The organism is Lagierella sp. ICN-221743, from assembly GCF_037890055.1.
GTDB lineage: Bacteria > Bacillota > Clostridia > Tissierellales > Peptoniphilaceae > Mediannikoviicoccus.
The window spans coordinates 1-5,924 of the sequence record NZ_JBBKBD010000038.1 but is presented as its reverse complement, the minus strand read 5'-3'; the positions used below and the strand labels follow the sequence as shown (position 1 = coordinate 5,924).

Here is a 5,924-nt window from a genome sequence, read left to right as displayed (position 1 = left end):
CCGTTTCGTACGTTCCTTTCCCCCTTGGGAACCCCTTTACCTCCCAACGACTTGGGGATATCCCCAAGACCCCTTTTGTAAAGTGGTAGGAAAGCTAAGGCTTTCCTGTTTGTGCCTTCGGCACATTATTTTTTTGTTTTGTTGGGCTTTCACCATACAAGGTTTGAACTCCCCAGTATTGTCATACTTTATTTATCTTACGGCATTGTTATGTAGGATAACCCTACGACCATTTGCTTCTAGTATATTTTATTTATTCCACCAAGGGGGAAAAAGGAACTGCTTTCTATCGGGCCTTTTCCCCCTTGAAAACCCCCTTTACCTCCCAACGACTTGGGGACATCCCCAAGTCCCCTTTTGTAAAGTGGTAGGAAAGCTAAGGCTTTCCTGTTTGTGCCTTCGGCACATTTATTGGGAATTTCTTCCATCGTACTGTCATTCTGAGCGGAAATTTTTACGAAGTAAAAATTGTAGTCGAAGAATTCTTGACCTAACAGAAGACGAAGTCTTCGTCGTAGGTCAAATGTCGATCTCGTTTCACTTTTTGAAGAAAAGTGTCAGAAGGCGACCTCTGACAATGAAGTAGATATTAGAAATAATAAGCTAGAAAATGAAAAACTACAAAACACAATATAAAAACAGTAGAAAATCCAACAAGATTTTCTTCTTCTTTCTAAGCAGGTTTTCAGGACAGCCAGTCCTGAATCGTTTGGAAGGTAAGGAAGAGTGGATTTCAAGGGGAGAACGTTAGAAACCATACGAAAAGGTTTCTTAGTTCTCCCCTTGGTTAAAAGAGAAAGTGGATTTGAAATGAAAAAGTTGTAGGGTATAACCCTACAAAACAAAAATTTTTAGTTTGAATTTTTCAGATACTTTTTTTCAAAAAGTATCTGAGATTCTTCGACTCGCTACGCTCGCTCAGAATGACAGGGTGGACAAAAAAAGAACCCATATGGGTTCTTTCTTTATTTCTTTCGTTTTGCTTCTAAGTCTCTTTTTATAAGCTCGTCTAGAACAAGTTCATAGCCTTCTGCTCCATAGTTAAGACTTCTATTTACTCTACTAATTGTAGCTGTTGAAGCTCCCGTCTCTTTTTCTATTTCGTTATAGGTTTTTCTGATTTTTAAAAGTTTTGCAACTTCTAATCTTTGTGTTATTGAATGAAGCTCTCTTACTGTACATACGTCTTCAAAGAACTTGTAACAGTCATCTCTACTTTTTAGCATCATTACTGCATCAAAGAAATCATCTAATTGTTTGCTCTTTAGCCTAGACTCGCTACTCAAAATATCACTCCTTAGAATAATCCAACTATTTCGCCTGATTCTAATACGTCAATGTTGTTAGCTGCTGGAACTTTTGGAAGGCCTGGCATTGTCATTATGTCTCCTGTTAGGGCAACGATAAAGCCTGCTCCTCTTGAAATTCTCAAGTCTCTAACTGTAATGTGGAAGTCTGATGGTGCTCCTAATAGTTTAGGGTCATCTGAGAATGAATATTGTGTCTTAGCCATACATACTGGATATTTATCAAGGCCAAGTTCTTTTATTTCTTTTAATTTATTCTTTGCCTTTGTAGTAAATTCTACTCCAGTTCCACCGTATATATCAGTTGCGATCTTTTCTATCTTTTGTTCTATTGTCATGTCTTCTTCGTATAGGAAGTGGAAGTTGTTTTCGTTATCTTCTATCTTCTTAACTACTGCTTTTGCAAGGTCTTCTGCACCTTCGCCACCTTTTGCCCAAACTTCTGCAAGAACTGCTTCTGTTCCTGAATCTTTTGTTAATTTATCAAGTAGTTCTAGTTCTTTTTCTGTGTCTGTTGGGAAACGGTTAATTGCTACTAAGCATGGAATACCGAACTTGTGCATGTTTTGAATATGTCTTTCTAGGTTTGCAAATCCTTTTTCTAGTGCTTCAAGGTTTTCTTCGCCTAGTTGGTCTTTAGCGCATCCACCGTGATGTTTTAATGCTCTTACTGTTGCTACGATAACTGTACAGTCTGGTGTGATTCCGCCTAGACGACATTTGATGTCGAAGAATTTTTCTGCTCCTAGGTCTCCACCGAATCCTGCTTCTGTTACTGTGTAGTCAGCTAATTTCATAGCAAGTTTTGTTGCTACTACTGAGTTACATCCGTGTGCAATGTTTGCGAATGGTCCACCATGTAGTATTGCTGGTGTGTTTTCTAATGTTTGTACAAGGTTAGGGTTAATAGCATCTTTCATTACTAGTGCTACTGCTCCTTGTGCCTTGATGTCTTTTGCATATACTGGTTTCTTGTCGTATGTGTATGCAATAAGGATGTTTCCAACTCTTTCTTTTAAGTCTTCAAGGCTTGTGCTTAGACATAGTATAGCCATTATTTCTGAAGCTACTGTTATATCGAAACCGTCTTCTCTTGGTACTCCGTTTGGTCTACCGCCAAGTCCTACTACGATGTTTCTTAGTGCTCTATCGTTCATGTCTAGAACTCTCTTCCAAAGGATTCTTCTAGGGTCGATTCCTAGTTCGTTTCCTTGTTGTAAGTGGTTATCTAATAGTGCAGAGATTAGGTTGTTTGCTGTTGTAATAGCGTGGAAGTCTCCTGTGAAGTGCATGTTGATGTCTTCCATTGGAACTACTTGTGAGTATCCACCACCTGCTGCTCCACCTTTGATACCAAAGCTTGGTCCAAGTGAAGGTTCTCTTAGTGCAGAGATTGCTGACTTACCGATTCTGTTAAGTCCCATTGAAAGTCCAACGTTAACTGTTGTCTTTCCTTCTCCTGCTGTTGTTGGATTTATTGCTGTTACAAGGATTAGTTTTCCGTCTTTTTTATCCTTGAATTTTTCTAAAAGTCCTAAGTCTAATTTTGCTTTGTAGTTTCCATATAGGTATAGATCTTTTTCTTCAAGACCTAGACGTTTACCAACTTCAACTATAGGTTCCATTTTGGCTTCTTGTGCTATTTGTACGTCTGTTTTCATTTGATACATAACCTCCTAATATTTGTAGTTAAAACTTTAGTAATTAATACTAAGTTATCCTCTATCTATTTACCCGATTAAAAATACTTTAATCAGGTTATAAATTAAAGTCTTATACTTTAATTCGTTAAAAAAATAGGTTTAATATCTACATACTTATTATACTTGAAAAAGCGAATTTAATAAAGTAATGTATTAGTTTTTATTCTTTTTTGATTTGTATCTTAGTTCAGAGTTTAATATCTTCTTTCTTATTCTAAGGCTCTTAGGTGTTACTTCTATTAGTTCATCTTCTTCGATAAATTCTAGTAGCTCTTCAAGGCTTAGTATTCTTGGTGGTGAAAGTCTTAGGGCTTCGTCTGCTGCTGAAGACCTTATATTTGTCTGTTGCTTTCTCTTGCATACATTGACTTCGATGTCTAGTCCCTTTGGATTTTCTCCTACGACCATTCCCTCATAAACATCTTCCCCTGGTTTTACAAATAGCACTCCTCTTTCTTGTGCCGCGTTTAGTCCATAGGCAGATGTCACTCCTGTTTCAAAGCATATTAGAGAACCGGTTGGACGACCTGGTATGTCGCCTTTTTTCTTTGCGTACTCTTTAAGTTCGGAGTTGATTACTCCTGTACCCTTTGTGGTGGATATAAATTCTTGTCTATATCCTATTAGACCTCTTGTTGGTATGTCGAAAACTAGTCTTGTGTAGCCACCTTTTGATGGCTTCATGTCGATTAGTTCTCCCTTTCTCATTCCAAGTTTTTCTATTATGGCGCCTACATATACTTCGTCTACGTCTATGGTCACTCTTTCGATTGGCTCTAGGGTAACTCCATCTTCTTCTTTATATAGTACCTGTGGTTTTGAAACTTGAAACTCGTAATCTTCTCTTCTTAGGTTTTCTATTAATACTGATAGATGAAGTTCTCCTCTACCGCTTACTCTAAAGGCGTCGGTGGAGTCGGTTTCTTCAACTCTTAAACTAACGTCAGTTTCTAGTTCTTTGAAAAGTCTATTTCTGATTTGTCTACTGGTTACATATTTTCCTTCACGACCTGCAAATGGACTGTCGTTTACTAAGAAGTTCATTGCAAGGGTTGGTTCTGAAATTTTTGTAAATGGTATTGGGTCTTCGTGTTCAAGGTCACAGATGGTGTCTCCGATGTTTATGCCTTCAACTCCTGTAACGGCAATTATATTTCCCGCTGTTGAAGACTGTACTTCTACTCTGTTTAGTCCTTGAAACTCATATATCTTTGTTATGGTAACTTTTTTATCAACCGACTTGTTGTAATAGTTCAAAATATGAACTCTGTCATTTACTTTAATTGTTCCTGAGTCAATCTTTCCAATACCGATTCTACCAACGTAGTCGTTGTAGTCGCTGGTGGAAATTAAAAGTCTAAATGATTCTTCCACATCGCCCTTTGGTTCTGGAACGTACTCAATAATCTTATCAAGAAGATAGGACATGTCATCTGATGGATTGTTGTAGTCCTCACATGCAAAGCCCTGTCTTGCTGAAGCATATACAATTGGTGATTCAAGGTATTCTTCTCCTGCGTCAAGTTGGAGAAATAGGTCTAAGATTTCATCTACAACTTCTTCCGGCCTTGCTTCCGGTCTGTCAATTTTGTTGATGCACACTATTGCAGGTAGGTTTAATTCGAATGCTTTTTTCAATACAAACTTAGTTTGTGGCATTGGTCCTTCAAATGCATCTACAACAAGAACAACTCCGTCTGCCATGCTAAGCACACGTTCCACTTCGCCACCAAAGTCTGCGTGACCTGGGGTGTCGATAATATTTATCTTGTAATCCTTATAGTCTACGGCGGTGTTTTTAGAAAGTATTGTTATACCTCTTTCCTTTTCGATGTCGTTACTGTCCATAACTCTGTCTTGAACAGCTTGGTTTTCTCTAAACACACCACCGGCTTTCAATAATCCGTCTACTAATGTTGTCTTGCCATGATCAACATGGGCTATGATTGCAACATTTCTAATATTTTTTTTATTTGCCATTAAAACACTTCCTTACTTTACCTTTGAAATTATACCATAAAACTTAACGGGTTTCTCAAAAACTACCCCAAAACTAACAAAACCTCATAGAAACAACGTTTCAAGGCTTTTAATAAAATTATCATAAAATGAAAAATCAAGCAAAATATACACAAATCTGATTTATTTCTGCCGTTTTTGTGACGGCAAAAGAAAAGTTATAAGGTAAATGATATTAAATAAAAAGAGGGGTTTTATCCCCTCTATATTTATGTTCACACAGTTACATCATATCGATTTATGATTTTTATTTTCACGCCTATAAATTTCTAAGATCTCTTTAATATCTTCATCACTTTTAGCATATTTCCTTGCAAAAGTTCTCGCAGTACTTTTATACCTTTGGTATCTGGTTTTTTCTGGGTTTTTCTTTTCCCATTTTCTGCTGGCTTTTATTTGAGCTTCAGAAGTTTTGTTTTCCACCACATCGCCCCTTGTCTTTTTTCCTACTCACTGATATACTTAATTTAAAGAAAAGGGAGGAGTAGGTCTCCCAAATCTTTATTTCTTTTGCCTGCTGATTATTCAGTAGGCTTTTGTGTTTTTAAATTTCTTATTTCTTTTGCCGCTTCTTCTACTGATTCTGATTTTTCCACTATCTTAGCTATCATTTCAATTAGTGAATCGAATTGTTGATTAGTCATTTCCTTATCTTCCATTTTTCTCCTTCCTCCTACTCTTAACTCGTAAGGTATTCCCTTACTGTAATTATATTATAACACAGGTGTTATAATATATCAAGCATTTTAATGATTTTTTTCTTATTTTTTTTATTTTTTTAGACACACAAAAAAGAGGTGCATTTCTGCACCCCTCATGACTTTAAAATTATACAATATTAAATTATTAACAACTACACGTCATAAACGTGCATTTTCCAATGTTTGCCTTTAAA

Annotated in this window: 6 protein-coding genes; all 6 read right to left on the bottom strand. The window is 36.7% G+C overall.

The genetic code is table 11. The annotated features are described in order from the left end of the window. Window positions 1-239: 239 nt before the first annotated feature. The 6 genes from WKS98_RS09715 to WKS98_RS09690 all read right to left on the bottom strand — a co-directional run bounded on the left by WKS98_RS09715 (window position 240) and on the right by WKS98_RS09690 (window position 5,688). Window positions 240-428 carry a hypothetical protein gene (locus WKS98_RS09715; protein WP_498918880.1) on the bottom strand — a complete coding sequence of 63 codons (189 nt, stop codon included), beginning with the start codon at window positions 426-428 and terminating at the stop codon, window positions 240-242. Between the two features lie 537 nt (window positions 429-965). Continuing rightward, entirely contained in the window at window positions 966-1,286 is a 321-nt protein-coding gene (locus WKS98_RS09710; RefSeq protein ID WP_498918878.1) for a YerC/YecD family TrpR-related protein, read from the bottom strand. A gap of 11 nt (window positions 1,287-1,297) precedes the next feature. After that, a complete protein-coding gene (locus tag WKS98_RS09705) occupies window positions 1,298-2,968 on the bottom strand; it encodes a formate--tetrahydrofolate ligase (RefSeq protein ID WP_498918876.1) in 1,671 nt (556 codons plus the stop codon). A 195-nt stretch (window positions 2,969-3,163) separates the two neighbouring features. Beyond that, window positions 3,164-4,990, bottom strand: a complete 1,827-nt coding sequence (gene typA, locus WKS98_RS09700) for a translational GTPase TypA (RefSeq protein WP_498918875.1) — start codon at window positions 4,988-4,990, stop codon at window positions 3,164-3,166. A gap of 267 nt (window positions 4,991-5,257) precedes the next feature. Then, the gene (locus WKS98_RS09695) at window positions 5,258-5,452 is read right to left on the bottom strand and encodes a hypothetical protein (RefSeq protein WP_498918873.1); all 195 of its coding nucleotides are present in this window, start codon (window positions 5,450-5,452) and stop codon (window positions 5,258-5,260) included. A 98-nt stretch (window positions 5,453-5,550) separates the two neighbouring features. Beyond that, window positions 5,551-5,688 carry a hypothetical protein gene (locus WKS98_RS09690; RefSeq protein WP_498918872.1) on the bottom strand — a complete coding sequence of 46 codons (138 nt, stop codon included), beginning with the start codon at window positions 5,686-5,688 and terminating at the stop codon, window positions 5,551-5,553. Between the last annotated feature and the right edge of the window lie 236 nt (window positions 5,689-5,924).

Coding starts and splice junctions, on each gene's coding strand:
- WKS98_RS09715 (WP_498918880.1), bottom strand. CDS start 428: ATGGAAGAAATTCCCAATAAATGTGCCGAAGGCACAAACAGGAAAGCC.
- WKS98_RS09705 (WP_498918876.1), bottom strand. CDS start 2,968: ATGAAAACAGACGTACAAATAGCACAAGAAGCCAAAATGGAACCTATA.
- typA (WP_498918875.1), bottom strand. CDS start 4,990: ATGGCAAATAAAAAAAATATTAGAAATGTTGCAATCATAGCCCATGTT.
- WKS98_RS09690 (WP_498918872.1), bottom strand. CDS start 5,688: ATGGAAGATAAGGAAATGACTAATCAACAATTCGATTCACTAATTGAA.